Origin of the sequence: Ignatzschineria sp. F8392 (assembly GCF_002252045.1) — a bacterium.
In the GTDB taxonomy this organism is placed as follows: domain Bacteria; phylum Pseudomonadota; class Gammaproteobacteria; order Cardiobacteriales; family Wohlfahrtiimonadaceae; genus Ignatzschineria.
The window spans coordinates 90,589-116,803 of the sequence record NZ_NEFF01000003.1 but is presented as its reverse complement, the minus strand read 5'-3'; the positions used below and the strand labels follow the sequence as shown (position 1 = coordinate 116,803).

Genomic DNA, 26,215 nt, shown 5'->3' with positions numbered 1-26,215 from the left:
TCTATTGAAAAGATATTGAAAAGATATTTAAAAGATATTTAAAAGATATTCAGAAGATCGACAAAAGATGTTGAAGGGATGTTTAAAAGATGTTTAAGAAAGGTTTAAAATAAGAATGAAACAATTACAAAACTGGGCACTCGGTGCCCTAATGATGATCATTATTGCTGGGTGTAGTAGTGCCGGCATTGGTGATTATCGCCGAGAGATTGGCCCCGGGATTACCAATTACGGTGAGGCGAATCTCTCTCTATTACAGCAGAAAGTTTCGCGTCTTGCTGCCGGCGGTCATGAAGTATTATCGGTCACACAATTTGGGGATTCCCACTCGGCTGCAGATTTCTTCACCGGTGAGCTTCGGACACAATTACAAGCACGCTTTGGAAATGCCGGTATCGGTTGGGTAACACCGATGGATGTAAGAGGTCAACGTCATGCAGAGGTGACTTGGCGCTCACAAAATTGGCAGCTGATCAATAGCCGAACCGACGATCATCCCGCTTATCCGATGGGTGGCTATGTAGCGCGCTCCACTAAGGCCGGCGGTTATATTGATCTCTTACCGCGCAATAGTATGAGCCCACATGAGTCGTGGAATATTCGTATGGTTGTGCGTGAAGAGGTACCGGAATCGCTCTCTCTCTATAGCACTTTTGGACGGACTAATATCACCTTACCGCTGAAAAGTAATAGCTGGCAGATCGTAAAGATGAAGGGTGTATTACCCTTTAAGTTAGTTGCCGGCGAGAAGGGGATCGAAGTGGGCGGATTTTGGCTACAGCGAGCGAATCGTCCCGGCGCGATTGTCTCTTCCATCGCGACCAATGGTGCGCAGCTTTCAATCTGGAATCGTTGGTCCCCTGAATGGACAGCAGAGCTTGCGGCAACAGAGAGTGATCTTGTGATTTTAGAGTATGGTACAAATGAAGCCTTTAATGATCGACTCGATAAGAATCTCTATCGTCAAAATTTAGTGGCGAGTATTCGTAAAATACGTCAGCGTCTTCCAAATGCCGTGATCTTAATGGTCGGACCGGGCGATGCGCTATTACGTGATGCTTCCGGTAAATGTGTCGATCGTCAGCCTCCATCTTATAAGATCGTTAAAGCGGTGCAGAAGTCTGTGGCGCGCTCAGAACATACGCTCTATTGGGATTGGCAGATGGCGATGGGCGGTAAGTGCAGTATCGATCAATGGGAAGCAGAATCCCTTGCCGGCAAGGATAAAGTTCATCTTACCGGCGCGGGCTATCGTCTCAGTGCGAAGATGCTCTATAAAGACCTTATGCAACTCTTAAATGTACGTCATTAATCGAAGTTAAAGTTCGAAAGTCAATATGATAGAAGCCTCTCTACTCCTCACGGATAGAGAGGTTTTTTTATCGTTATTTTATATTGTTGTTTTATATCAAAACAAAAGAGCAAAACAAAATAGGCCGATGAGTTGCCGGTCCTCTCTATCGCATTCTTCCAAAAACTGCACGCCGGCAGTAGGCATCAAAGATGCCAAACCGCGAGCATGCATCGGTAAAAAGAGGGAAATAGTCGGCTCTCGCCGCTCCATGAATTTTCTTAAGGATCTTCTTCTGAAGAATCAATCATCAAAACAAAAGAGGCCGATGAGTTGCCGGTCCTCACTATCGGATGCTTCCAAAAACTGTACGCCGGCAATAGGCGATCTTCTATCGTCAATAATCGTTACTTTAATGATATTCTCCTCGGCATCAAAGATGCCAAAAGGCGGGCATGCACCGGTGAAAAGAGTGAAATAGTCGGCTCCCGCCGCTCCATGAATTTTCTTAAGGATCTTCTTCTGAAGAATCAATCATCAAAAGAAAAGAGGCCGATGAGGTGCCGGTCCTCACTATTGCATGCTTCCAAAAACTGTACGCCGGCAATAGGCGATCTTCTATCGTCAATAATCGTTACTTTAATGATATTGTCTCGGCATCAAAGATGCCAAATAGAGACATGCAATGGGCGGGCATGCAGAGGTGAAAAGAGGGAAATAGTTGGTTCCGGTCGCTCCATGAATCGTCTTAAGGATCTTCTTCTGAAGAACTATTCAACATCCGCCTCATCATTGATCACAGCTTGCGCTTCAATCTCAATCAACCATTCAGGAAGTGCTAATCCTGTGACCACAATCCAAGAAGATGCCGGCATCTGTTCACCGAAGAAAGCTTTCAATGCCATTGAGATCTCTTCTTGTGCCTCCGGCGTATTGGCACTCTCCTTGATATAGAGACGTAATATCGCAATTGAGTGCTTGGTGGTATCTGCTGAGATTAATACTTTTTCGATATTTTCTAAACAGACACGTGTCTGCTCTCCCATTGTTGTTGCGATCGTTACTTGATCTTTATCGGTAGCAACTTGCCCAGAAAGAAAGAGTTGCCGGCAACCTTTCGTTAAAACAGCCTGACTAAAACCATACTGTAAGCTATTAAAAACGGTGGGGGGATTGATCAATTTAAGCATTATAAGACTCCTCAATAATGGTTATGAGATTGTAAAAAGAGATTATAACGAAGGGTGACTGAAGAGAAAGAAATAGATTGAGAGAGTGGGTCACTGAATAAATAGAGTAAATGGTTTACATATCTCAAGATATATCTTAAGATACATATATCAACTATATCTTACGATATAAAATCATCAGCAAGAAGGAGTCTATGATGAGAGAATTATCAAGAATGCAATATGATCTATTAGCTTGTGGAGATCGCTCTGCAAGAGGCCATCAGCGCGGAAGAGGTGCCGGCAGAAGGGGGCGCCATCATTTTTCAGAACATTGCCGTAGAGATGATCGCTTTGAAATGGGCGGTCGCGGTGGCGGACGAAGAAGAGAAAGGGGGCGCGGTCATGGTCGCTTTGGTGGCGGAAGACGCATCAGTAGTGAAGAGCTACAGCTACTGGTCTTAATGCTTCTGTCAGAGCAATCACTTCACGGTTATCAGATTATTAAAGAGCTAGAAGAACGCTCAAAGGGCTTCTACAAACCGAGCCCCGGCATGATCTATCCTCTTTTAGCATATCTAGAAGAGAGTGAGCTAGCTGAGGTAACGATGGATGGCTCTAAAAAAGAGTTCTCCCTTACGAAAAAGGGTAAAGAGGAGATTAGTGAAAAGCTTGATGAGGCAGAAGTGCTCTTCTCTTGGCTCAAAGCACAAGGAGAGCTGATCAATGCGATGGAGCAAGCATATGCGGTAGAACAAAGAAGCGCAGAATCCCCCCATCGAGCAAAACTCAAAGAACTCCGCCTACTTTTAAAAGAGAATCAAAATGCCGAGCATGAGGCCGAGATCAATTCGATTTTAGAAGAGGCGATCGCTAAAATTAAAGCACTACTTTAAGTTATTTTAAGTTTCTTAAGTACCGAAAAATATTTTAAAAAAGAGAAGGAAGCTCTAAGGCTTCCTTTTTATCTTCTCGATCTTTCTCAATCCCCTCAATTATCTTTCCCATTATCTTTCCCATTATCTCCCAAATGAAGCTAAAAGCAGTAGGGGATGTATCGTAGGGGCTTTCAATAAATCGCCGGCATCATCCTTCAGAAAGAGCGTGAGCCGATGTTCTGTAGAGACCATCTTTAAGGCATCAATCATCGCGATCGATTCTGTGGCAATAACATGAGCGATATCATTAATGGTTCGATTGATCAATGCAAGATCCATCTTCTGGTCGATAGATACTACTGTTTCAGGGCTTTTGTAGACCTTTCCCTCATAGTCATATTCTGTCTGAATCGAGAGCGTTGCTTTCCCCTCTTTCAGCATGTCGAGATCGGCGGAATCAATATAGTGATGCATAGGAGTTCCTTATAAATTAAATTGCCTAAAAAAATCATCTAAAAATTACTTAAAATGAGATTACTAAAATCATTATCATTTTAAATTGTTACTTAATGAGTTTATAAGGTATATAGGTAGTTATCGAGTTATTTAATCAGATCTTTGAGTTGAGGAGTATCGAATGAAAAAGCGTTTCTTACCACTATCTATTGTCACCTTCTTATTACTGATGGGCTGCGCAACACAAGAGGTCGAATGGCGCGTTGGACATGCAAGCAGATCAGAAGCGATCGTTGAGATCTATGCCGAAGGGGTAGAAGGCTTTAAAAAGATAGTCACCGCTCCCGATACAGAAGCTGATGAAGAAGCCAATAGAATCTGCCAAGGCTGGGGCATGAAGGGCGCGAGATTGATCGATCAGCGTGTCGATAAAAGCGCTAAAAAAGAGAACGCGCCTCTGACCATCATCGATTATGTGAAGAAGTATCAGTGTTTGGAGTAATGGGTAAAGCGCTAAGATAAGAAAACACCCCAAAATTTCTGCTTAATTTTTGGGGTATCGATTCAAGTTGAAGGCTGGTTTATGGGAGATTTATGGGCATCTATGGGCTATCGATTAAGTATTCTGCTCAATATACTTCTTAGCCGCTTTAGCTAGAAAGCTCGAACGAGTATCAGGATGCAAAGTGGTATAGCGATCGACCTCTCTAATTAGATACTTCGGCCAACTAACATTGAAGCGCTCAGGTTTAAGCGTATAAGAAGAGGTATCAATATCAACAGAGATCAGATCCGCCCCTTGATAATCAGGATGTGCCTTAATCTCATCTAATGTGAAGTGTTTAAATTCAGGTTCAAGACCATCTTCAAGAATCCCTGTAAGATGAAATTCGATCGCTTCTTTTGCGTTCGATACAGCTTCTTCTAGTGTATCTCCATAAGAAAAAACACCCGCTAAGGAGGGGATAGTCACTCCATAGGTGCTATTTTCATTTTTATGAATGACTAAGTGAAATAACATCGTTTTCTCCTGTGTAAGATTATATTTAGCATTTGAAGATTAAGTTAGATACCAGCTGCTCTTATACAGAATTTTTCTTGTAAGCTTTATGTGACATTTCTTAACTATAGTAGATTATCTGAAGAAGTATCAGTGTTTGGAGTCGTGATGAGTGAAGAGAATGTATACTATAATTAGAGATTCTTATAGATAGATTACTATAGACTATAGAGATTATGGGCGATTTGTCGTGAATAATGAGATCATTCTAAAATAGTAAGATAGAGGTAATAAGATGATTTCTTCTAAATTTGATGAACTAAAGGCTTTAGAGGTTATTTTATATGTCTCCTCAAAAGTGGAGTGGATGTATCATGTTGGAAAAATTATCTATTTTGCCAACAGGTATCATCTAGAAGATTATGGACGATTTGTTGTGAATGATGAGATTATCGCAATGAAAAATGGTCCGGTATTATCTTCGATATATGACATGATTAAGCTCGCTAGAAACGGGAAAAATAGTTATAAACAGTTTAAAAATCAAGATGAAATTTTGCATAGTTTGCTATATATCAAAGGAAACTCACCGATAGAGCTCGATAGGCTGATTCCCAAGCGACCCGCTAACTTAGAGTATCTTAGCCAAAGCGATATCACTGCTTTAGATTGTGCTATAGAAAAAATAAAGGATCTCTCATTTACGGAGTTAGAGGCTTTTAGTCATGATGACTTATACCATACTGCCAGATTGAATGATGAGATCTCGATTGAAGATGTTATTCGTTATTCTAAAAATCCAAAAGAGTTATCGGAGTATTTAGCAGGTTAAGTAAATGGCGCCATTTAGTAGTCTCTTATCAGATAAAAAGAAAGAGGAGAAACTAAGGCCGGGTGCAGTGATATATTATTATTGTCCCGTTACAACTCCTCCTAAATATAAGTATCAAGTTATTTGTAATATAGATCCATTATTAGTACTTTTGATAAATTCACGTATCCATGAATTTATACCAAATAGGCCTGAGTTATTAAGGTGTCAAGTAAGTCTAAAGAGCGAAGATTATGATTTTTTAAAATATGATTCGCACTTAAATTGTGTAGATGCTCACGAATGTTATGAGATCACTAATTTAAAAGAGATGGTTGTTAGTAACTATAGAGAGATATATAAAGGAGAGCTACTTCCTAATAGTGTAAGAGAGGTAATAGCTGCTATTAATGAATCGACAGTTATGGCTCCAATAAATAAAAAAAGGATTACGAGTAGCTTAAATGATTTCTTAAATTTGTGTTCTTATGAGTTTTGATTGCTATATTTTTTCTATCAGGATAATGATGATAGAAATCATTAGTTTTGGTTTGTGTTTTTAGGGGGAGTTTTTTTGGAGTAATAGCCCCTTTTATATCCCCTAAAACAAAAAAGAAGCTTGCAAGCTATTGATATGCAAGCTTCTTTTTATTAAAAATGGTACCGAAGAAGAGACTCGAACTCTTACGCCTTTCGGCAAGGGATTTTGAATCCCTCATGTCTACCATTCCATCACTTCGGCGCTATTAAGAGGACTATTTTAGAACCTTGAGGTCTTTTTTGTCAATGAAAATTTTAGTCATTGATTAAATCAAACCTAAGCTTAAGTTCAGCTATAACTTTAGGGTAAGCTTTTTCATAGTTAAAATCATTTTTCTGTAAGTTTGTTTTACTATCCTGAATCAATGGTAACAGTTGTTTTACTTCGATTCAGTGTACTCAAACTAAGCCGATTATGGCATTATTAAAAATAATTTAAATAGCAAAATTTAACATTATCATTCTTTATATTTAATATGCTATGTTAGTATTTTGTTTAGTGAAGCACGTAGCTAATATAAATAATTGGAGGATAGGGGTAGAGTCATGCAAGAACATGGAGCAAATCTGGACACAAAACAAACATGTTTACATATTGAATCTAAAGCAATCCAAACACATTTGGGATTTTTACAAGATATCATTTCAAGATTATCTGACAAAAGCTCGACATGTAAAAACTGGTGTATCACATTAACTTCTGCTTTCATTTTATTATCGCTGAGATTAGAAAATGGCAGTAAGTATATGTTTCTCTCATGTATTCCTATAGTGGTTTTTTTCTTACTGGACAGTTACTACCTTTACTTAGAACGATGTTTTAAAAAAATATACGATTCATTTGTACGAAAACTACATAAAGGTGAGCTCAAAAAAGATGATATATATTTAATAAGTCGGCAATCACAAGGATGTTTAAGCTGTACAGAGATGGGAAGAGCAATGCTTTCTCCTTCAGTCATTATTTTTTATTTACCCTTATGTATGATCGTTTTTGTAGTTATGATTTTTTATTGTTTAGGGGGAAAGTAATATGTATAAAAGTATTCAAATTAGCAATTTTTCATATGCACCATATATAGCGGCTAGAGAGGTTCGCGCATATAAAGAAAAAATAGATAGTGCTTATTTAGAGCCTTTAAAAGCATACTTATTAGATGATTCTAATGAGATTTTTAGTGCTGATAGAATACAAGAAAAACTATTCCCGACAATTAAAGATAATAATATTTTTCTTTCACATGCTCATAAGGATGAAGATGATGTAATTAAATTAGCGATTTATCTAGAAAAATATGGATTAAACGTTTTTGTTGATTCTCTAGTGTGGGAAAATGCACGTAACTTACTTAAAGTAATTGATGAAGAATATTGTTGGCAAGAATCATCTAAGACATACAACTACTATCAAAGAAACCATACAACGGCAAATATCTATATGATTTTAAATACAGCTCTTCATAAGATGATTGATCAAAGTGAATTGTTTTTATTCTTAGGTTCAGAAAGAGCAGTAAAAGTTAAAGATGTCCTAAATAGTCCTAACAAAGAATCAGTAAGATCTCCTTGGATATATTCTGAGTTGGTGTTTGCTAATCAAGTTCAACGAAAAGATAAAATTAGAACTTCAATCACTCAGGAATCAACATATAAAAATGAGAGTGCTAGTATCGCAATGGATGGTAGACCTATTCAATTCGACTATGATAAACCAGATTTAGATTATTCACTATCTCAATATAATTTTAAAAATTGGCTTAATACTCTTCCCGGTAACCATACTGATTATAGTAGGGAATTATTTATACCCAATATAGAGGACTCAAGAAAAATACAAGCTGGAAAACTTCTTGATAGTTTATATAAGGAGGTAGAAAATAATGGTAATCCTAGACAATAAAAAAGGTAATTTTAAAAAAAATAAATGGCAGAATATTCCATTGAGTTCTCTTGTTTATATGCTTAACTTTTTGACAACACTATAATTTTCATAATTACTTCTAATTGTGAGACATCGATCAATATAATGATTAACATTTTGAGTAAAATCACACCACTTAACAGATAAAATATAAGAAGATTCACCTATGTAAACAGAGTTTTCATCATGATTTGAACAATCAGAATAACTTGGCTTTTTAATATTAAACATATTTTTAGAAAGGATCCCAAATAAAATGTTAGTTTTTAAGGTTATACAATTACACTTAGAGCAAATGTTTTCTTCAATATAATATTGATAACTGCCTTGTTTATCTGGTAGAACTACTGCCAAAACAGCATTCATGGGGCTTCTTTGAATATTCCCTCTTTTATCGGTTCTACTTTTATCTTTTAATGAGTAGGATATCTCCCACGGGATCCATTGATCAGTTTCTACTTGTAGAACCTCTTTCATATTTGGTGAAATTAAAACAATTGTTACCGTGCTGTCAAAAATTTTATTAGCTAGTTTTCCTTGGATAGTGTCATCTTTAAATTCTTCTAAACTTTCATCATCCCTTTCACCTTTATTTACATGTTCTTCACCACCAAGTAATTCTTGTAACTCAGTTACATAATCTCTAACTTTTGTTGGTTCTATACATTCCTCTAATAAGCCTTTCAAAGGTGCAACATTTGTATCACCATATTTATATGAAATAAAAACTTTTTTACCCATGTTATATCAGATCTCCTAGTAATTTAATAAATAATGACAGATAAGCATAGTTGTGTATTAGCTCATTTTTGTACACTTCAGGATAAACAGTCGGACTCATATTATAAATTTCAAGAGCTGCCGCACCAGTAGTTGCTATTGGAAATATAGGTGTATCAGGATGATATTCTTGAAATAATTTCATTTCCTCAATAACCCCTTCCATTCCACCAATAAAGATGCCTGCGATAAATTTTTTGTTTTGTAACATGGCCTTTCTCATTACAAATAAGCTCTTTCCCCTATCATCACCAACACTATTAATCAGTTTAATATTTGCAAATGAGTCGTTATCCTTAGGAAAATGTTTTTCAAATAACCTAGACTGATAAAGTGTTACATGATTTTTCACGTCATATTCTAATTGATCTAAAGTATACTTAATAAGGGGGGTTATAGAAGGATGTCCTCCCCAAACTAAATGAGCTTTAGGGACAACATACTTGGTTAATGCATTAATTGAATCTCGTATAGCTGAAATATCAGCACTATTAATGAATTTAGGATCTCGCTCTGGCAACGGAATGCTTGCTGATAAAAATATATTTTTTCGCATATTAAGCCTCCTGCTTATGCGCATTAATAAATTTTTCTATCTCTAATAATTTTAATGATTGCACTGGGAGATATTCACTTAACCAATCTAAATGTTTTAACCATTTTTTTCTGATATGAGTATGGTCATATAAGAGAAATATTTCTTCTATAGGCTCTTTTCGAATTTGTTGTTTTAGTTCATAGATATCATGACTAGTTAAGGAATATGGAACTCCAACAGCAGGGATGATTAAATAATTGGTATTGCCCATTGTCAGCGTAATAAACTTATATGGATGTAATGTTGGTTTTAGTCCTTTATCTTGGCAGATATTAATAAATTCTGTAGTCAAATTATCTTGTCTTGCAGCCAATGTTCTTGTACGTAGACTTTCTGTATCAGAGATTAATTGTTTAATAATAGTTTCGGTAAGATACCCTTGGTTATTAATGGATTTTTTTTGTAGTTGAATAGTTTTAAAAAGATTAGATTCACTCAAAGGTTTACAATCAGGCCATATGATTTGAATAACACCTAAGCTCATTGCGCTTGCTTTAGCTAGTTCTTCTATTGTCCACTGGCTACCAAGAAAATTAGGAGTATTGAGTAAAATAACAATATCGCTATCTGTCATTCTGTGCCAAAGCTCTTCTTGAAAAGGCTCTCCCGGTCTAATGCTATGGGTATCTAAAAATACATCAAACCCTGCTTTTTCTAATATTTCATATAATTGAATTGCAATTTGACTTGATTCATTACGCCTATAACTAATGAAAAGTCTTCTAGATTCTCTTAAAAGGCTAAAACCTTCCAAAATACGACTAATTAAAGGCTCTAATATAGTAGTGTCATCTAATTCAAAAACATTAATAGCTTCTAATGATTTAGGGATTAGTTCAGAGCACTTATTAAGGTCGTCTATAACGGGTAATATTAAAGTTGCATCTTTTATTAGGGTATTAATGAAAACAGAATCTTTTTCAAGATCGGATGAGGCAAAATATAAACAATATGTAGGATTGCTTGCCGAATACTCGTCAAAGTTTAGGTTGTCAATAATTTTAATAAATTTATCCTGTATACCAAGAATTTTAGTTTGCTTTAATAACTGATTAACAACCGATTTTTCATACCCTTCTTTATCTCCTAATAATACAAGCTGATAGACATGATCCATATATTTTTCCTAAAATTATTGAGAATAATAATCATTTTAAAAGTAGCTTTAAACTACATGAAAAGCTGCCTTACAACTATAAAAGTCAATTTGAATTCCTAATTTTTATAGCCTCTTCAATCCATCCTTCAATGTGTTTTTCAATATACTCATAAGCAGACTTGCTAGTTGAACAAAGTGGATCATACGCTTTAGCAATTTCAGATAATTTTTTCCCTGTAAATCTATAATTTATAAAATCTAAAGGATTTTTTCCTTTGCTTGATTGTTCTCCTTGTGAGTTTTTTAGGTTGTGAATATAAATCACCACAACTCACTTTCCTTTATTCCAAGATTCAACAATTTCATGATTAATCCACTTACGATTAGCCGTATTTTTACCTGCAAGAATAACGGTACAAGTTCGACCTTTCATTTGATCAGCTATCCATTTTTTTTATTTGAATATCACCCCCGCCGATCACTGTCTCCCAATCATTATCTTTTGCTGGCTGGTTACCTTCAATTACACCAATATTTCTCACCTGAGATACCCTCCAATTATCAGGTTGATAATGAAAGCTAAAAAAACTTTTCTCACCATAACCCTCCCCTAAAGTTACATTATTATAATTAATTGTTTTATTTTAAATTATCACATAAATACCGTATGTTGTTTTATTATTTGATGTATTTATAATTTAGTTACTTTTTTAAAGTATATTGTTTTGTTAAATTGATAAGAATTATTATACTATTAATAGTTTTTTTACGCCCGATCCAAAAAAGTTAAAATTGCTTTTATGACAAGGTCTGTCTTCTGTGCGTGAACCCAATGTCCGGCGCCGGCGATAATAACGGCGGTTGCATTGGGGAGTTGGGCTTCTACTTCTGCTTGATACTCTTTTTGCACATAGTTGGAATCGCCCCCGATGATAAAGAGGACTTTGCCGGGCCATGTGGGAATTGTTTTCCAGCCGGAAACCTCTTCATATTGTTTGTCGATCACCGGCACATTGAAGCGAAATGTACCATTTCTAAAGGATTTGAGAAGAAATTGGATCACAAAATCCCCTTCGGAGATATACTCCTTCATCAGTTCAGCCGCTTCTCGGCGATCGATAATGCCGCTTGCTTCTACCGCTTTAAGTGCGGCTAAGATATCTTCATGCCGGCGCTCTTGATAATCGACCGGCGCGACATCGATCACAACCATCTTCTCCACGCGATCAGGAATTAACTTCGTGACGGTCATCACCGCTTTTCCGCCCATTGAGTGACCGATAAGAATGACTCTATCGATCTGAAGATGGTCGAGCAGGGTGACGATATCTTGCGCCATAAGATCATAATTCATCTCATCGCTATGGAAGGATTCTCCATGATTGCGCGCATCGATCTGAATGACCGTATATTCCTCTAATCCACGGGCAATCATTCCAAGATTATTCATATCCCCAAAGAGGCCATGCATGATCAGAATAGGTGTTTCATGCTTCTTCACTTCTGGTTGAGTGATTTTATAGTTGAGTAGTTGTGTCATTATCTTCTCTTTGTTACTGATTGTTTTGTAATAGGTCGATTTGATGTATTAACCTGATCCTCAATATCACTTTTCATATTAAGAGCGCAACTTCTTTTGCCATTGATAGATCAGATCGAGTGCCATTCTTGGCGTTAAATCATTAGGATCGAGATTTTTGATCTCCTCTTCAACTTCAGAGGGAATTGTTTCCATAAAGAGAGGGAGCTCCGCTTGAGGGCTCTCATATTGTGGTGCACTCTTTTTCGTTTGTGATGGGGATTTATTGAGCTTCTGCGCGTTGTCGTTGGTACTGTTTGAAGAGGCTTGTTTTCTATCTGCTTCTCTATCTACTGCGCTATCTGCATCTTCTGCTTTTTGATGCCTTTGAGTCGCAGCTTGGAAGCTCTCTTCTAATTCTGCCAATTTTGCTTTTGCCGCATTGATCACTACTTTCGGTACGCCGGCAAGGGCGGCAACTTGTAAGCCGTAGCTCTTTGAAGCGGCACCAGGTTTAACCTCATGCATAAAGATAATCTCATCTTTATACTCCACCGCATCGAGATGGAGATTGCGCACTGTTGGATAGAGCTCTTCCAATTCTGTCATCTCAAAGTAGTGGGTGGCAAAGATGGTCATCGCTTTTGCTTTTTCGGTTAGGTAGACCGCGCTACTCCAGGCAAGGGAGAGTCCATCGAGTGTTGAAGTACCGCGCCCAACTTCATCCATTAAGACAAGGCTCTGCGCCGTTGCGGCATTGAGGATAGTGGCGGTCTCTGTCATCTCCACCATAAAGGTCGATTGTTCTGAGTTGAGATCATCCTGCGCACCGATACGGGTAAAGATGCGATCGATCGGGCCGAGCTCAACACGTTCTGCCGGTACAAAGCAACCGATATGTGCGAGCAGTACAATGAGTGCCGTCTGGCGCATATAGGTCGATTTACCCCCCATATTAGGCCCTGTCACAATCAACATATTGGATTCTGGATTGATAGTGAGATCATTGGGAATAAAGGGGCGTGATAATGTTCGCTCAACAATCGGATGGCGCCCTTTAACAATTTCGATTCCTAATTTTTTATTAAATTGTGGGCGGCACCAATTGTAACGATTCTTCAATTTTCCTAAGGTGATAAAGATATCGATATGGGAAAGCGCATCACTTAAGAGGCGGAGCTCTGTCTGATAGGGCTCTATCTCATTGAGAAGCTGATCCCAAAGCGCTTTTTCGAGTGCTAAGGAACGCTCTTTAGCAGAGAGAATCTTATTCTCAAACTCCTTGAGCTCTGGGTAGATATAGCGTTCAACATCTTTTAATGTCTGCCGGCGCACATACTCTGCCGGCACTTTATCAGAATGAACTTTGGAGACCTCAATATAGTAGCCATGAACACGGTTGTAACCCACTTTTAAGGTGGGAATGTTGAGGCGCTCACGCTCTTCTGTCTCCAGATTGAGTAGGTATTGATCTCCTTTGGTGCTGAGATTTAAGAGCTCATCAAGATCGCTATTGTAACCCTCCCGGATAACACCGCCATCTCGAATTAAGAGAGGCGGTTCATCGACGACGGCGCGCTCTAGTAGATCACAGAGTTCAGCTTGAGGCTTGAGCCAATCGAGCCAGAGAGGATCGATTTTTGTAATCTCCTCATTATTGGCGACCGCTTCTACAATCTGTGGTGTATTTTGTAAGATCTTACGAAGCTGAGTAAGATCGCGGGGGCGCGCGGTTTTTAAGACAATACGGGTAACAAGGCGCTCAAGATCACCAATCTCTGCCAATGCTTCTAAAATCGTCTGATGTTCTCTCTCTGCCTCTAATGCTTCAATTAGATCGAGGCGCTGATTGAGGACTTGATGATCTCTCAATGGGCGATTGAGCCAGCGCGAGAGAAGGCGTGATCCCATCGGCGTTTGACACTCATCGAGGAGCGCGCGCACGGTATGATTGGTCTCACCATAGAGCGTGCGTTCAATTTCGAGATTACGGCGCGTTGTCATATCGAGAATCACCGCATCATCGATCGATTCGAGAGTAATCTGATCAATATAATTTAAGGGATCTTTCTGCGTCTCTTTCACATAGGTGAGAAGGGCGCCGGCAACTTGTGTTCCTAAATCGTGATCTGCAATGGAGAAGCCTTGTAGGCTCTGTGTCTTAAAGTGTTCACAAAGTAGCGTATAGTTACGCGCTTGATCGAAGTGCCAATCGGGATAGGGGGTGAAGTGGCAGAGCGAGCGAATCTTACCCGGAACTGTTAACGATTCACGCACCACAATTTCAGAAGGTTTGATTCGAAGTAACTCTGCTGTCATCGCCTCTTCTGAAAGAGGTGGCATCACAGCAAATTCAGCCGCGGCAAGATTGATCCAAGCAATAAGCCATTGATCATCGACCTGATCGAGGGCGACAGTGATACTCTCATTTTTAGCATCTAGAAGATAATCATCGGTGAGGGTTCCTGGCGTTAAAATCCGCACGACATCCCGTTCAACCGGCCCTTTCCCCGTCACTTCTCCTACTTGTTCGCAGATCGCTACCGATTCTCCCTGTTTGAGAAGACGTGCAAGGTAGCTCTCAGAGGAGTGATGGGGAATTCCGGCCATCGGAATGGGCGCGCCGGCAGAGTTACCCCGCTGGGTGAGGGTGATATCGAGGAGTCGTGCGGCTTTTTTGGCATCCTCATAGAAGAGCTCATAGAAATCGCCGAGACGATAGAAGAGCAACATATTGGGATAGCGCTCTTTAATCTCCCAATATTGCTGCATCATCGGGGTATGTGCTTTTAGATCTTGCTTTCTCTCTGTCATTCGTCTTGCTTCTTTTTATTAAAATCAGTTATCAAAATGTTCTGCTTAATGAATCGCTTGATTAAGTCTTTTGTATCAGACCTTCGTATCAGCTTTTCGTATCAGACTTTCATATCACTCTTCGTTTCATTCTTATTTTGCTTTTATATTCCACTTTTATCTCATTTTTATCTCATTTTCTAAAATCAGGCTTAAATCTGATTGCGCTTATTAAGTTTTTTAAAAATGGTGTAAAATAAACGCTACTGTCTGTTATCTAATTTCGACTAAGCGTTATGCTTAATGCTTAGCGACATTCTTTGCATAACTTGTATACCATATATTCTTAGAAGGAGAATCATGGAAGTATTTTTGGGATCGTTGATTGATCCATCAGTGTGGGTATCGCTCGTTATCCTTCTGTTATTAGAGGTGATATTAGGGATTGATAACCTAATCTTTATTGCAATTCTTGCCAATAAACTTCCACCCCAACAGCGTAACAGAGCCCGTGTGATCGGGCTCTCCTTAGCCTTAATAATGCGCATCATTCTGCTCTCTATTATGAGCTGGTTGATTACGCTAACAGAACCACTCTTTGTTGATCCCATCTTCCATCATCCCTTCTCATTTAGGGATATTATAATGGTCTTGGGCGGATTTTTCTTGATTCAAAAAGCCACACGGGAACTTCATGAGCGAATTGAAGGGGAGATTGAGCTGAGTAATCGCTCTAAAACCTATGCAAAATTTTGGCCCATCGTTCTACAGATTATTGTGCTTGATGCGGTCTTCTCCTTTGATGCGGTGATTACGGCAACAAGTATTGCCAATTACCTCTGGGTGATGATTTTAGCGGTCACCATCTCTATGGGAATGATGATCTTTGCCGCAAAAGCCTTAACGATCTTTGTCCATAAGCATCCGACGATTGTGGTGCTCTGTTTAAGCTTCCTCTTGATGATCGGTCTAACCTTAGTGGTAGAAGGTTTTGGCTTTGAAGTACCGAAAGGTTATATCTATGCCGCGATCGGCTTCTCCCTCTTTATTGAGTTGATCAATCAGTGGATCAATCGTAAGCAAGAGAGCGCTAATAACCAATACTCACGCCGTGAGCGGACTGCGAACCTTGTTCTTCGTCTATTAGGCAATCAGCCAGAAGAGTCCGATGAAGAGGATAGTGAAGAGAAGAAAGATGAAGAGACGCCAATCCTCTTTGGTGAGGATGAGCGCAACATGGTTAGTGGCGTCTTAACATTAGGGGAGAGAACGATTCGCTCTATTATGACACCTAGAAATGAGATCTCCTGGATCAATATCCAAGATTCTAAAGAGCGCCTGCTTGAAAGCATGAATGAGAATCCCCATAATCAATTTCCGATCTGTGATGGCACCTTAGATAATGTGAAAGGGGTCGCGCGATCGAAAGATATTGTAATGGATCTTATCGAACATGGGCGCATTCAAGAGGAATCGATTAAACATGTGATCTTCTCCCACCGCTCAACGAGTGTCTTGAAGATGATGGATATCTTCCGGGAGAGTAAAGCGCACCTGGTTGTCGTTACCGATGATTTTGGTGGTGTTCAAGGGGTTATTACACTATTAGATGTCTTTGAAGCAATTGCCGGAGAGTTCCCTGATGAAGATGAGGGGCTCTCAATTGAGAAGGTCTCCGATGATGAGTGGAATATCGATGCAGGCTGCGATCTATTACTGGTAGAGCAGACACTCAATATCCGTGGGCTAGTTGATGAAGATGGTGATTACAGCTCACTGGGAGGCTTGATGGTGGATCAATTCGATAGCCTTCCTGAAAAGGGCGATTCTCTAGATATCGAAGGTTTCCGTTTTGCGGTGACAGATGTAGATGATAAGCGAATCTTAATGGTCAATGTAAAGCGGCTTGAAGAGAGCAGTGACAATATAGAGGAAGAGCATGATTAATAATAGAGAGAAGAGTGTGGATCATTTAGATCGTTTTATCTTTGATAAATTACCGATTCGGGGTGAGCGCGTCTTGTTAGAGCATACTTGGCGCGAGCATCTCGTCCGTCGTCACTATCCTAAGAATGTTGAAAAGTTATTGGGTGAGTTGATCGCAACAACAGCGCTTTTAGGGGCAACGATCAAGATTGAAGGTCGATTAACGGTACAGATCGAAGGGAATGGTCCTGTCAGTCTCTTAGTGGTTCAAGTCAACCATCTTCATGGTTTGCGCGCAACGGCTAAAATCGATGGCGATGTTGAAGGGTTAACAACCTTAAAAGAGCTCTGCGGTGAAGGAAGAGTGGTGATTACAATCGATGCTCCCCACTTTAAACAGCCCTATCAAGGGGTGATCTCTCTGACTGAGGAGAGTATCGCAAAAGCGATCGAGTACTACTTTGAGACATCGGAGCAGTTACCGACACGCCTCTTCTTAGCAACAGGTCCTAAAGCGGCGGGGGGATTGATGATTCAACGCCTTCCTGGAGAGATTCATAATGAAGATCTCTTCAATCGTGCCATTATGCTTGCAGAGACGGCAACAGAAGAGGAGTTATTAACGCTCTCAACAGAAGAGTTACTCTATCGCCTCTATGAGACTGATGAGGAGCTTGCGGTTCGTCTCTTTGAACCAGAGCAGTTCCATTTTGAGTGTAATTGTTCAAAAGAGCGCTCGTTGACGATGCTCTACCATTTAGGTGAGAGTGAATTGCGGGAGCTTTTAGAAGAGCAATCAGGAAGTGTCTATGTCGATTGCGGTTTCTGTGGTAAGCGTTATCTCTTTAGTGAGAATGATATCGATTTCTCACTCTGTACACCGGAAGAGCAGCAGAAGTTAGATGCTTAAAAGAGCAATATTTTGCATCAAATTGACATCCAATTTAGATTAAACTGACATCAAACTTCTATCTAATCGATTGAAGCAAAAATGATGAGTCAAAATTTATCAATAGTGAGAGCGTTCTGTGAAGCATCATAGAGCGCTTTTTTATAAGAGAGCTGGTGAAGAGAGCCAGTGAAGAGAGAGGAGCAACCTATGTTTGTGACAACGGCCGCGATAGAGCGTCTTATTGAAGAAGATATTCCCTATATCGATCTAACATCTGAGTTGTTAGGGATTGATCAGGCACCGGCAGAGATCCGCTATATTACACGGATGGATGGGGTTGTTGCCGGTACAGAGGTTGTGGCAAAGCTCTGCCGTCATCTCGATATTGAGCTTCTCTCTATGAAGCGTTCCGGCACAAGGATTGCGGCGGGAGATGAGCTTCTTAAAGCAAGAGGAAGTGGCGCTAATATTCATACGCTCTGGAAAGTGGGGCAAAATATTCTCGATTATAGCTCCGGCGTTGCGACGATGACGCGTAAAATGGTGGATATCTGTGAAGCGGCTTCTCCTAAGGTTGCGCTTTTGACGACGCGTAAGAGTATCCCCGGCACTAAAACCTTAGCGATCAGTGGGATTGTTGCCGGCGGCGCCGTTCCCCATCGTTTAGGACTCTCTGAGACGATTTTGATCTTTAAACAGCATCGCCAATTTTTAGGTAGTGATGAAGCATTAGCTGCGAAGATTGCCGAGATTCGCCATCTTGCATGTGAGAAGCGAATTGTGATTGAGGCTGATTCAATGGAAGAGGCGCGTCGTTTTGCGAAGATGGGCGTTGATATTATTCAATTTGATAAGCTCTCTGTTGAGGCGTTAAAAGAGGCTGTTGCGGAGTTGCATATCCATTATCCCGATCTCCATATTTTAGCTGCAGGCGGTATTAATGGGAGTAATATTGAGCAATATTGTCAGACAGGGGTGAATGGTATCGTTACAACAGCCCCCTATTACGCTAAAGCGCTCGATATTAAGGTGGAGATCGAGTGTGAAGCATCAAAATAACGCTTCAGAGTTATTCTTTGAAGCCGTGCTTTGAAGGTATTCTTTGAAGCCATTTTATGTAATTCTATGTAATTTTATACAATTTTATCTATCGAGTTTTCTCGAACTTTTATCGATTTTTTGTCGAATATTTATTCAGTTTTATCAAATTATAATCTTAGGAATCAGAATCTTAAGAATCAGGAAGGGAAGCGTCTGAAAATGGGTGATCGTTACTATAAAGCCCCGGAGAAACCTTATCGAGAGCGAGATCGCGTGACCGTGGCGCTCTCAGGTGCATCGGGTGCGCAATATGGATTGCGTCTGATTGAGGTCTTAGTACAATCGGGTTATCCCGTCAATGTCCTCTTAACACAGGCGGCATTGATGGTCCTTGCATTGGAGATGGATATTCACCTCGGCAGTAGAGGGGCGGAGCAGAAGCAGCGCTTGATGCAGCGATTTTCGATCACTGACCCTGACTTGATTCAGCTCTATAGTGAAAAGGAGTGGACAGCGCCCTTAGCTTCCGGCTCAAATACCTCTTATGCTATGGTGATCTGCCCTTGTTCGATGGGGATGTTAGCGGCAGTTGCTTCGGGGCAATCGAATAATCTGATCGAAAGAGCGGCAGATGTGATGATTAAAGAGCGTAGAAACTTAATGTTAGTGGTGAGAGAAGCCCCCTTTAATCAGATTCATTTAGAGAATATGTTGCGCTTAAGTCAGATGAATGTGCAGATTATGCCGGCAAATCCAGGGTTTTATCACAGGCCCCAATCGGTTGAAGATATTATTGACTTTATGGTGGCGCGTATTTTAGATCAGCTCGATATACCCCATCAATTGATGGCACGTTGGGGAGAGTAGAGCACTTTAAAACCTTATTGGAAGGTGTGCTAAAATGACACAGATAAAATTACACAGATAAGATTGGAAAAGATCAATGAGTAATAGAGAGAAGAGTAGAAAGTATCAGGTTCGCTTTACAGGCGAACTATTACCGGGATTTGCGAAAGAGCAGGTCATTTTAGCGATTGCAAAAGCATACAATGTCGCACCCGAAGAGATCTCTAAATGGTTTGTTCCTGGTGGCGTTACCTTAAGGGAGGAGGCTTCCGCAGATGAGGTGGCTCAGCTTGAGGGATTCTTCCAAGCGCAAGGGTTGCGTCTAGAGATTGTCGATCTCTCTATTGGTGATCGTGCTACTGACGTTGAACGCCCCAAACTCGATGAGAGCGCTGTGCATGAAGCTTCTGTGAACGATCATTCAACAGCAGCAGATTCTGACACTCCCCACACTCGTCAAACGGATCACGTCTCTGAAGAGAGATCTTCTTCACAAGAGATGGGGGTTGCAGATTCATCGAGTCATCAGGAGGCGCAAGGCAATCAGGATGATCTTCGTCGGCAAGAGGAGAGTGGTGAAGAGCATCGAAACTCTCAGCAACAGGGGATCCCGCAACTCAATCTGAATGATTTGAGTAAAGAGAATATTGAGAAGATGTTCGCGCAAGTGAAAGCGATGTTGATTCCTCCCTCCCTTGCAGGTTTTATGCCGGCAAGATTAGGGCGAAGAACATTAGCATTTATTCTCGATTACCTGATTATCTCCTTTCTCTCTTTTGTTGTGATCTATCTATTGGGGATGCTCAATCTGATTGATACAGCACCCTTTCAGGAGTATTTTACCCTAGCAAAAGGGCATCTCTCTGTTGAAGATCTGATGGCAAATCCCGAGCTTCAACCGGTTTTAGAGGAGATGATGTCGGTACTCTCTATCTGGGTGAGCCTCACCTTTGTTCTCTACTTTATTCTGCTAGAGAAGCTCTATGGCGCATCGCTAGGTAAACGACTCTTCAATATGCGTGTCTATAGTTTAAGAACGGGTGGATTGATGAGTTGGAATATTGCGATCTTTAGAACAATGCTCTTCTATATCGGCATCAACTTCTTGACAGCAATTCCGATCATTGGTGGCATTCTCTTTCTGCTTACGCTTCTCTGGGCAACTAGAGATCCGCTCTTTAGAAGAACTCTCTATGATCTCTTTGCCGGAACCATTGTAGGATCTCTCCCTCAAGAGGAGCGTCGTTAATCTCTATATTTCACAAAAATCGCTCTGAGAGGGAGTAATCGGATGAAAAATAGGGTAATATTTAGTAATTGTGTGTTGATATGAGATGCAATGCACATCGCTATTACTTTGCCATCTTAATTTAGTAGGAAGTCATCACTATTATGATCATTGTCTATATCTTAATTGCGCTTCTTTTGATCGCGGCAGCCGTCTATTGGGTTCGCCTTGAGCGGAATAATGTCAAAGAGGAAATTGCAGATAAAGTAGAGCCTGATTTAAAGGATCTCTTTATCGATGGTGAGAATGCGGAAGGGGTTGAGATGAAAGAACCTTCGGTAGAAAACCTCACCTTTGAAGAGATGCCGGGAATCGATCATGATGATCTCTCCTATCGTCCAAAAGGAGATGATCGGGGTGATAATCTCGCTAGAGAGTCTGTCGTGCGAACTGAAGCTGTGAGTGCTGATGCGGCAGTAGAGGAAAGCGATCCGATAGAATTGAGACAATCGACAGGCAATGAGGGTGGTAATAAGAGTGGCTATGAGAGTGCAGAACCTACTTTTGTGGCAGATGAAGAGATGGTGATCGATGCACCCCTGCGTCAAGATGATGAAGCACCTAAGAGTGGTTTTTTACAGAAAGTCTCCGACTTTTTCCGAGGCAATCGTGCAGAGCTCGATGATTATAGTGATGATGGTAATTTGATGCGCCCTGCGGCGGTAGAGACTGTCGCTCTGATTTTAAGTGCCGCACCTGATCAGCCTTATACCTTTAAAGAGATCCTAACAGTAGCGCATGAGCTCGATCTTCGGGTAGAGAATGGTGGATTTATTCAACTTCTAACAACCACCCATTATGGGGATGAGCCGATGTACTCAATTGGTCATCTATTGGGAGAAGGGGTATTTGATGAGGAACTTGTGCGCCATCATCTTGATGATACAACGCCGGGACTCATCTTCTTCTCCAAAATCCCTGGACCTGATCCCGATATTAGTACGATTGAGCAGCTCCTTGCCGGCATCTACCACTTTAACTCCGCATTAGGGGGGACGATTCTAGATACCCATCAGCGACCGATGAGTCGTGAGGATCTGATTGAGCTCTTCCATAAGGTGAATAAGCTCGATAATGAGGAGTGGGAGCGTGCTTATGAGGCGTATGAACAGCGCCGCCGTTAATTGCCGGTGAATTGTTTTGCAAAAGAACGAAAGTGAGGAAGTGCTGTTACAATAACAGCACTTTTTTTATAATCATTTCAGAAAAGATGAATAGAAGAAGTGGTTATAGAAGAAACCAGAAACTAGAAACCAGGAATCATTTTAGAAGCAGTCGATTGAATCGATAAGAGCAGAAAGGATAGAGATGAGTAGAGAGATGAACCCAGAGAAGAAGGAATCGATGAGTGCGTCAATGAATGAGTCGACCAAAGAGTCTATCAAAGAGCGGATCGCTGAATTAACAGAGACCATCAATCGTTTAAATTATAACTACCATGTCCTTGATGAGACCTTAATTCCTGATCATGAATTTGATCAGCTCTTTCATGAGTTAAAGGATCTTGAGGCGCAATATCCACAATATAAAGATCCCAATACGCCGACAGAGAAGGTGGGAGGGCGCGTTCTTTCTGGCTTTACCGAAATTAGACATGAGCGACCAATGCTCTCTTTAGATAATGCTTTTAATGCCGAGGATCTCACCCATTTTCATGAGCGCGTTTTAGAGCGTCTTGGTGGAATGGTGACCGAGATTGAGTACTTTGCCGAGCCGAAGCTCGATGGTTTAGCGGTGAGTATTATCTATGAAAATGGTCTTCTGCGCCAAGCGGCAACACGGGGGGATGGCATTACCGGTGAAGATGTGACAGAAAATATTCGTACCATCCGCAGTCTTCCCCATCAATTAAAGGGCGATTTCCCCGCTCGATTAGAGGTCCGTGGTGAAGTCTTTATGCGTAAATCGGTCTTTGAGAAGATCAATGAGCAGCAGCTTAAAAGAGGGCAGAAGCCTTTTGCAAATCCTCGAAATGCCGCCGCAGGATCAATTCGACAGCTCGATTCTAAGATTGCCGCCTCCCGGCAATTGAGCTTCTACTGCTATGGTGTTGGGCTCTATGAAGCGCTTCCGGTAGAGATTACTCGCCATTCGGAGTGGTTAAGTTATGTCGAGTCTTTAGGGATTCCCATCTCCCCACTCAATGAGAAGATTGATACTTTAGCGGGGATTGTTGGATATTATCAGAGAATTGAATCTTCGCGAGATCAGCTCCCTTTTGAGATCGATGGTGTCGTGATTAAGGTGGATGATCTTCTATTGCAAGAGCGATTAGGATTTGTTTCCCGCTCGCCACGTTTTGCAATTGCAGTAAAATTCCCGGCGATGGAGGCGCGTACACGTCTTTTAGATGTCGATTTTCAGGTAGGACGAACGGGAGCGATTACGCCTGTTGCGCGTTTAGAGCCGGTTGAAGTGGGCGGTGTTGTTGTTGCAAATGCGACACTCCATAATCAAGATGAGATCGCACGCTTAGGGGTGATGATCAATGATGAGGTGATGATTCATCGTGCCGGCGATGTGATCCCTAAAGTGATTCGTGTTGTCTTAGAGAATCGTGATCCTGAATTGGTCAAGCCGATTCTTTTCCCCACTGAGTGCCCCATTTGTGGCTCTCCTATTATTCGCCTTGAAGGAGAGGCAATCGCTCGCTGTAGTGGCGGTTTAACCTGTGATGCTCAAAAATTGGAAGGATTGAAACATTTTGTCTCCCGTACGGCGATGAATATCGATGGTATCGGTGGCCGTTGGTTAGAGGTCCTACTGCAGGAGAAAGTGATCGATTCGATTGCGGATCTCTACCATCTTGAAAAGGCGCGACTCTTGGAGCTTCCACGAATGGGTGAAAAGTCAGCAGAAAAGATGATCGCTTCTATTGAAGGGAGCAAGAGGCCGGCATTTGCCAACTTTATCTATGCATTAGGCATTCGTGAAGTGGGGGAAGCGACCGCACGAACCTTAGCCAATCATTATGAGAGTCTTTCTGATCTGATGAAGAGTAGCGAGGTTGAGTTGATGCAGCTTGAGGATATCGGTCCGATTGTGGCACAGCGTATTGTCGAGTTTTTTGCATTGCCGCATCATCAAGCATTAATTGCGGCGCTTTTAGATGCCGGCATTGAGATCCAATATCCACAAAAGGTGACACAAGCAGAGAATGCAGCGCTCCCATTTTTAGGGGAGACTTGGGTGATTACCGGAACTTTAAGTCATTTTGATCGAAATGGGGCAAAGGAGAAGTTGATCTCTCTCGGGGCGAAAGTGACCGGCTCTGTCTCTAAATCGACTACGCGTCTATTAGCCGGGGAGAAGGCAGGAAGTAAATTGACGCAAGCAGAAAAAAATGGCGTTGAGGTGATCAGCGAAGAACGCTTCTTAGAGATGATTGAGGGATTGTAATGTGTCTAGAATCGGAGGATCAGAAGTTGGCAGATCGGAAGAGAGCAGATCAGAAGAGAGTAGATCTGGAGTCATGGCGCCGGGAAAATAGCCGCACAATTGAGCCGATCGCGTGGATGGAGAGCTGTTTTCCTGAAAAGTTTGGCGTGCCGCGACAAGCCGGTATTGTTCCAGCGGCAGAAGGGGTGATTCATCTGATTCCTCCCTTCGATCATGAGACCTATCTCACAGGATTAGAGCTCTCAAGCCATCTTTGGCTCACTTTTGGTTTTCATCAAAATGAGTGGAAAGGAAAGGGGACCGTTCGCCCACAACGTTTAGGGGGCAATGCACGAATGGGAGTTTTTGCCACGCGTAGCTCTTTTCGACCTAATGGTTTGGGCTTATCTGCTGTAAAGATTGAATCGATCGATTTTCCGGCGGGAAAAATTACCGTTTCAGGACATGATCTTGTAGAGAAGACGCCGATCTACTGCATTAAACCTTATATCCCTTTTGCTGATGCGATTGTTGAGGCAAAGAGCGATTTTGCCTTGATGCCACCGGAACGTTACCCTGTTTTCTTTAGTGATGAGGCGGAATCGGCGCTACAATTAATTCTTCCGCTTGCGCCCGATCTGAAAAGATTGATTATCGAGGTGGTATCGCAAAATCCACTGCCACAATTTCATCATGATTTCTCTCGAATCTATGGCGTAAGATTATTGCATTGGAATATTCAATTTCAGAAGATCGATCTTCAAGGCGACATGGCATCAGATCTGGAATATACGACTAAAAATCAGCCAAATAGGGAAACGATCGGCTTTAGAGTGATAAAGATCAATATTGCTGATCCTAAAATGAAGGATACTTAACGGAAAGCGAACTTCGTTTTTTAATTCCTATTGAGTGAGTAGTTTACCCCTTAAGATCCATAGATCCTAAGGGGTCTTTTTTTGTTCTTGATTTTAGTCGTGATCACCATCTTGTCTGAGATATCAGGTCTATGACAGATGCCACAATATGAAGGATGTGATATGTGATATGGGAGGTGTGAAGCCTTAAGGTTTCAGATAGGCAAAACCATTGTTTTGATCTTCCACAATGGAGATAATCCCTACAGGAACGATTCCGATTTTAGAGGGAATTGTATCGGGGTTGAGCATCTCAGGCGTTACATTTTGTCCGATGAGGGAGTTGTTACAAGCAAAGAAGTGAATATTAGGATCATCAATTGCGGTGATCTGTTCACGAATTTTTGGATCGAGATATCCTTGAATCGCATTCACATTAGCAACAACATGGATGGTGTAGCTTTCGCGTAACCCTTTTACACTATTATTGATGTTGTTAATGACTGTTTGCCACTTATCGAGATCACTAATATGAATCACTAATTTAAACATATGAGCTCCTTATAGGAATGCTTAAAAAGGGGAGATCCCCACGAAATAGAAGAGCTTTTATCGGCGCTTGTTCCGCCTTATTCATCTCTTACTGATCTATTATTAAATATATTATGCATCGATATTGTTTAATAATATTATTGAGTGATGTTGTTTGATAATTTTCTATTGATAATATTGATTATTGTCACTGATTATTAAGGGTTATTGTTTTTGATTGTTACTATTCATCATAACGGCTTACTAGCATCACTGCGATAATCGCTTACAATCACCTTCAATCACCTTCAATCACCCGATAATCATGATTTTCATCGGTATTATCTTTTATCTCTTCTATTATCTATATTATAGTGTTGAAGAGAGATTGTATATCTCTTATCGTGCCTTGATGATAGGTCGAGCGATTGTATATTGAAGAGCATATTGAAGAGCGTATCGACCACTCTATTGTTTGATTGAATATTGAGATTGAGCGACGTTATGTGGGCATCAATATCGCGTGATATCGATACTTTTGCTAAGATCAGAGTTGATACTCTGCTAAAACGCCCATTTGTGCGCTATTCTCCCTGCTAAA

The 26,215-nt window shown here is 40.8% G+C and carries 24 protein-coding genes, 1 tRNA gene and 1 pseudogene; 15 read left to right on the top strand and 11 right to left on the bottom strand.

Features of this window, described 5'->3' with window-relative positions:
• Positions 1-115 precede the first annotated feature (115 nt).
• Positions 116-1,312: an SGNH/GDSL hydrolase family protein gene (locus B9T19_RS06475; RefSeq protein WP_094567797.1), complete on the top strand. Its 1,197-nt coding sequence runs from the start codon at positions 116-118 to the stop codon at positions 1,310-1,312.
• A 749-nt stretch (positions 1,313-2,061) separates the two neighbouring features.
• On the opposite strand, the gene B9T19_RS06465 is transcribed toward B9T19_RS06475, so the two are convergent.
• Positions 2,062-2,481: a RidA family protein gene (locus B9T19_RS06465; protein WP_304441089.1), complete on the bottom strand. Its 420-nt coding sequence runs from the start codon at positions 2,479-2,481 to the stop codon at positions 2,062-2,064.
• 194 nt (positions 2,482-2,675) lie between these two features.
• Here B9T19_RS06465 and B9T19_RS06460 point away from each other — a divergent pair, with 194 nt between their 5' ends.
• A complete protein-coding gene (locus B9T19_RS06460; RefSeq protein WP_094567795.1) occupies positions 2,676-3,356 on the top strand; it encodes a PadR family transcriptional regulator in 681 nt (226 codons plus the stop codon).
• Between the two features lie 123 nt (positions 3,357-3,479).
• Here the strand turns inward: B9T19_RS06460 and B9T19_RS06455 are convergent, their stop codons facing one another.
• On the bottom strand, positions 3,480-3,812 hold the full coding sequence (locus tag B9T19_RS06455) for a hypothetical protein (RefSeq protein ID WP_094567794.1): 333 nt from the start codon (positions 3,810-3,812) through the stop codon (positions 3,480-3,482).
• A 163-nt stretch (positions 3,813-3,975) separates the two neighbouring features.
• Here B9T19_RS06455 and B9T19_RS06450 point away from each other — a divergent pair, with 163 nt between their 5' ends.
• Positions 3,976-4,296, top strand: coding sequence for a hypothetical protein (locus tag B9T19_RS06450; RefSeq protein ID WP_094567793.1), 321 nt, complete (start codon positions 3,976-3,978; stop codon positions 4,294-4,296).
• Positions 4,297-4,410: 114 nt separating this feature from the next.
• On the opposite strand, the gene B9T19_RS06445 is transcribed toward B9T19_RS06450, so the two are convergent.
• Positions 4,411-4,815, bottom strand: a complete 405-nt coding sequence (locus B9T19_RS06445; protein WP_094567792.1) for a type II toxin-antitoxin system HicB family antitoxin — start codon at positions 4,813-4,815, stop codon at positions 4,411-4,413.
• 274 nt (positions 4,816-5,089) lie between these two features.
• On the opposite strand from B9T19_RS06445, the gene B9T19_RS06440 reads away from it, so the two are divergent.
• Positions 5,090-5,626, top strand: a complete 537-nt coding sequence (locus B9T19_RS06440; protein WP_094567791.1) for a Panacea domain-containing protein — start codon at positions 5,090-5,092, stop codon at positions 5,624-5,626.
• A gap of 4 nt (positions 5,627-5,630) precedes the next feature.
• On the top strand, positions 5,631-6,104 hold the full coding sequence (locus tag B9T19_RS06435; protein ID WP_094567790.1) for a hypothetical protein: 474 nt from the start codon (positions 5,631-5,633) through the stop codon (positions 6,102-6,104).
• Between the two features lie 159 nt (positions 6,105-6,263).
• On the opposite strand, the gene B9T19_RS06430 is transcribed toward B9T19_RS06435, so the two are convergent.
• Positions 6,264-6,347 (bottom strand) — tRNA-Leu (locus B9T19_RS06430).
• Between the two features lie 344 nt (positions 6,348-6,691).
• Here B9T19_RS06430 and B9T19_RS06425 point away from each other — a divergent pair.
• Positions 6,692-7,177 carry a hypothetical protein gene (locus tag B9T19_RS06425; protein ID WP_094567789.1) on the top strand — a complete coding sequence of 162 codons (486 nt, stop codon included), beginning with the start codon at positions 6,692-6,694 and terminating at the stop codon, positions 7,175-7,177.
• A 1-nt stretch (position 7,178) separates the two neighbouring features.
• Positions 7,179-8,045: a toll/interleukin-1 receptor domain-containing protein gene (locus tag B9T19_RS06420; protein ID WP_094567788.1), complete on the top strand. Its 867-nt coding sequence runs from the start codon at positions 7,179-7,181 to the stop codon at positions 8,043-8,045.
• 54 nt (positions 8,046-8,099) lie between these two features.
• Here the strand turns inward: B9T19_RS06420 and B9T19_RS06415 are convergent, their stop codons facing one another.
• The 6 genes and pseudogenes from B9T19_RS06415 to mutS form a co-directional block, all read right to left on the bottom strand.
• Positions 8,100-8,807 carry a TIR domain-containing protein gene (locus tag B9T19_RS06415; RefSeq protein WP_094567787.1) on the bottom strand — a complete coding sequence of 236 codons (708 nt, stop codon included), beginning with the start codon at positions 8,805-8,807 and terminating at the stop codon, positions 8,100-8,102.
• Position 8,808: 1 nt separating this feature from the next.
• On the bottom strand, positions 8,809-9,402 hold the full coding sequence (locus tag B9T19_RS06410) for a hypothetical protein (protein ID WP_094567786.1): 594 nt from the start codon (positions 9,400-9,402) through the stop codon (positions 8,809-8,811).
• A gap of 1 nt (position 9,403) precedes the next feature.
• On the bottom strand, positions 9,404-10,561 hold the full coding sequence (locus B9T19_RS06405; protein WP_094567785.1) for a toll/interleukin-1 receptor domain-containing protein: 1,158 nt from the start codon (positions 10,559-10,561) through the stop codon (positions 9,404-9,406).
• A gap of 85 nt (positions 10,562-10,646) precedes the next feature.
• Positions 10,647-11,178: pseudogene (locus B9T19_RS10910) on the bottom strand (TIR domain-containing protein).
• Positions 11,179-11,309: 131 nt separating this feature from the next.
• Positions 11,310-12,083, bottom strand: a complete 774-nt coding sequence (locus B9T19_RS06395) for an alpha/beta fold hydrolase (protein ID WP_094567784.1) — start codon at positions 12,081-12,083, stop codon at positions 11,310-11,312.
• A 78-nt stretch (positions 12,084-12,161) separates the two neighbouring features.
• Positions 12,162-14,876, bottom strand: a complete 2,715-nt coding sequence (gene mutS, locus B9T19_RS06390; protein ID WP_233146814.1) for a DNA mismatch repair protein MutS — start codon at positions 14,874-14,876, stop codon at positions 12,162-12,164.
• A 339-nt stretch (positions 14,877-15,215) separates the two neighbouring features.
• Here mutS and B9T19_RS06385 point away from each other — a divergent pair, with 339 nt between their 5' ends.
• The 8 genes from B9T19_RS06385 (at position 15,216) to tsaA (ending at position 25,104) form a co-directional block, all read left to right on the top strand.
• A complete protein-coding gene (locus B9T19_RS06385) occupies positions 15,216-16,802 on the top strand; it encodes a TerC family protein (protein WP_094567783.1) in 1,587 nt (528 codons plus the stop codon).
• Positions 16,795-17,691, top strand: coding sequence for an Hsp33 family molecular chaperone HslO (gene hslO, locus B9T19_RS06380; RefSeq protein WP_094567782.1), 897 nt, complete (start codon positions 16,795-16,797; stop codon positions 17,689-17,691). The genes B9T19_RS06385 and hslO overlap by 8 nt, the downstream gene beginning before the upstream one ends.
• A 189-nt stretch (positions 17,692-17,880) precedes the next feature.
• Positions 17,881-18,732, top strand: coding sequence for a ModD protein (modD, locus tag B9T19_RS06375; protein ID WP_094567781.1), 852 nt, complete (start codon positions 17,881-17,883; stop codon positions 18,730-18,732).
• A 201-nt stretch (positions 18,733-18,933) separates the two neighbouring features.
• Complete coding sequence (locus B9T19_RS06370; protein WP_094567780.1) at positions 18,934-19,581, top strand: UbiX family flavin prenyltransferase; 648 nt, start codon at positions 18,934-18,936, stop codon at positions 19,579-19,581.
• Positions 19,582-19,657: 76 nt separating this feature from the next.
• Complete coding sequence (locus B9T19_RS06365) at positions 19,658-20,809, top strand: RDD family protein (RefSeq protein WP_094567779.1); 1,152 nt, start codon at positions 19,658-19,660, stop codon at positions 20,807-20,809.
• Between the two features lie 143 nt (positions 20,810-20,952).
• The gene (locus tag B9T19_RS06360; RefSeq protein WP_094567778.1) at positions 20,953-21,972 is read left to right on the top strand and encodes a cell division protein ZipA C-terminal FtsZ-binding domain-containing protein; all 1,020 of its coding nucleotides are present in this window, start codon (positions 20,953-20,955) and stop codon (positions 21,970-21,972) included.
• Positions 21,973-22,204: 232 nt separating this feature from the next.
• Positions 22,205-24,247, top strand: coding sequence for an NAD-dependent DNA ligase LigA (ligA, locus tag B9T19_RS06355; RefSeq protein WP_094567955.1), 2,043 nt, complete (start codon positions 22,205-22,207; stop codon positions 24,245-24,247).
• Positions 24,247-25,104, top strand: coding sequence for a tRNA (N6-threonylcarbamoyladenosine(37)-N6)-methyltransferase TrmO (gene tsaA, locus B9T19_RS06350; protein WP_094567777.1), 858 nt, complete (start codon positions 24,247-24,249; stop codon positions 25,102-25,104). Before ligA ends, tsaA begins: the two co-directional genes overlap by 1 nt.
• 186 nt (positions 25,105-25,290) lie before the next feature.
• Here tsaA and B9T19_RS06345 read toward each other — a convergent pair whose 3' ends face one another.
• Positions 25,291-25,635 (bottom strand): hypothetical protein, encoded by a 345-nt coding sequence (locus B9T19_RS06345; RefSeq protein ID WP_094567776.1) that lies wholly within the window; start codon positions 25,633-25,635, stop codon positions 25,291-25,293.
• Positions 25,636-26,215 lie beyond the last annotated feature (580 nt).